General features: G+C 39.5%; 3 protein-coding genes. 2 read left to right on the top strand and 1 reads right to left on the bottom strand.

The window, feature by feature from the left end:
- Positions 1-263, top strand: a 263-nt coding sequence (locus OQ279_RS18465) for a hypothetical protein (protein WP_266071337.1), incomplete at its 5' end; no start/stop codon positions are given.
- A 43-nt stretch (positions 264-306) separates the two neighbouring features.
- On the top strand, positions 307-2,007 hold the full coding sequence (locus OQ279_RS18460; protein ID WP_266071336.1) for a glutamine--tRNA ligase/YqeY domain fusion protein: 1,701 nt from the start codon (positions 307-309) through the stop codon (positions 2,005-2,007).
- A 117-nt stretch (positions 2,008-2,124) separates the two neighbouring features.
- On the opposite strand, the gene OQ279_RS18455 is transcribed toward OQ279_RS18460, so the two are convergent.
- Positions 2,125-2,324: hypothetical protein (locus OQ279_RS18455; RefSeq protein WP_503167772.1), on the bottom strand; the 200-nt coding region annotated here is incomplete at its 5' end.

Raw genomic sequence — 2,324 nt, 5'->3', positions numbered from 1 at the left:
CAAAACGAAAATTTAAGAAGCAGTTGGAGACAAAGGATTCCTTCAAGCTGTGTCTGACTTCTTTAAGAACCTTATTGATTCAATCAAAAGCATTTTTTCATAAAGCACGGATAAACATTGCCTGGGGACTTTTTTCTCCAGGCTTCTTTGTCTATAATAAGGAAAGTAAAAGGTCCTATGGAATTCGGACGGCTAAATCGCTGATTCGATATAATATTGTACAGAGAGAAAGACACAGTGAAATAGCAGTCAAAATTAAATAAAAATGGCTGAATGCTTTATTTCTTGCGGTATAATCATTAAAATATGGATAACTACTTAAATAGAAAGGCTGATCCGAGTTTGGAACATAATTCAAATTTTATTCGAACCATTATAAAAGGAGACCTTGAATCCGGGAAACACAATAAAGTGATTACCCGCTTCCCTCCTGAGCCGAATGGCTACTTGCATATCGGTCATGCAAAATCAATTATTATTAATTTTGGATTGGCAGATGACTTTAACGGAAGAACAAATTTGCGCTTTGATGATACTAATCCGCTGAAAGAAGATCAGGAATATGTCGACGCTATTCAAGAAGATGTCAAATGGCTTGGCTATGAGTGGGACGACCTCCGCTATGCATCTGACTACTTTGAGGAAATGTATCAGCGCGCCGTTTTATTAATTAATAAAGGCAAAGCATATGTAGACGACTTAAACCAAGAGCAAATTCGCGAATACCGCGGAACTTTGACAGAGCCTGGAAAAGAAAGCCCATATCGAAATCGTTCGGCTGAAGAAAACTTATCATTATTTGAGCGCATGAAAAACGGAGAGTTTCAAAATGGAGATAAAGTGCTTCGCGCGAAAATTGATATGACTTCACCTAACTTAAACATGCGAGATCCTGTCATTTATCGGATTTCACATGCTACCCATCATAACACAGGCGATCAATGGTGCATCTATCCGATGTATGCTTTTGCACATCCGCTCGAGGATGCCATTGAAGATGTCACACACTCGCTTTGTACAACAGAATTTGAGGATCAGCGTCCATTGTATAATTGGGTGGTACAAGAATGTGAAATGGAAAGCCAGCCGCAGCAAATTGAATTTGGCCGTTTAAACTTAACCAACACGGTCATGAGTAAACGGAAGTTAAAGCTTCTTGTAGATGAAGGCATCACAGATGGCTGGGATGATCCCCGTATGCCAACGATCTCCGGCTTAAGAAGAAAGGGCTTTACTCCTGAAGCTATTCGAGAGTTTGTAAAAGAAACAGGCGTATCTAAAGGCAGCGGAGCAGTTGATGAGGCTATGCTAGAGCATTATGTGCGTGAGGATTTAAAATTAAAATCTCCTCGTACGATGGGAGTCCTTCGTCCATTGAAGGTTGTAATTACAAACTACCCTGAAGGCGAAAGTGAAATGCTTGAAGCTGAAATCAATCCTGAAAATCCGGAAATGGGCATGCGCCAAGTTCCCTTTTCACGAGAAATATATATTGAGCAGGATGACTTTATGGAGGATCCTCCGAAAAAGTACTTCCGTCTCTTCCCTGGCAATGAAGTGCGCTTAAAGCACGCATATTTTATTAAATGCCATGATGTCATTAAAGATGACGAGGGGAATGTCGTTGAAATCCATTGCACATATGATCCTGAAACAAAAAGCGGAACTGGCTTTACTGGCCGTAAAGTAAAAGGAACAATTCACTGGGTCGATGCAAACAGTGCGATCCCTGCAGAATTCCGTTTGTACGAGCCGCTTGTTCTCGACGAAGTGATGAAAGCAGCTGAAGAAGAAGGCGAAGATAAAATGTTCCTTGATTATATTAATCCAAATTCAATCGAAATTATTAAAGGATATATTGAACCGAATATGGAAAATGTTCAGCCACAGGACAAATTCCAATTCTTCCGCCATGGCTATTTCAATGTTGATCCAAAACACACTGCACCAGGAAACATTGTGTTTAACAGAATTGTTTCACTTAAGAGTTCTTTTAAGTTAAAATAATTGCGCAGCAATTAAAAAGAAGGTAACACTCTGCTACTGCCGAGGGATTACCTTCTTTTTTATGCTCTCAAAAGCAGCGTGGAGAAAATTCAATGCAACTGCTAATATGAAGTTTTCTTATGACCATCCATAATTCCTGTTATCCCATTCCTTTTTCGGCAATCCTGAGACAAAAGGATTGCCTTTTACATAATATCGAAGCAGCGCCGAAGTCCATATTCCCTTATTTGGAATACCAATACGAGGAGACTCAGCGATTTCTAATGGTGTTTTTTTATCTGCCTCATGAATATATAATTCGCAATTGCCTATGTTCT

Source organism: Salinimicrobium profundisediminis (genome assembly GCF_026241755.1).
GTDB lineage: Bacteria > Bacteroidota > Bacteroidia > Flavobacteriales > Flavobacteriaceae > Salinimicrobium > Salinimicrobium profundisediminis.
Note: the sequence above shows the minus strand (reverse complement) of the source record. Positions and strands in the feature narration are given on the sequence as shown.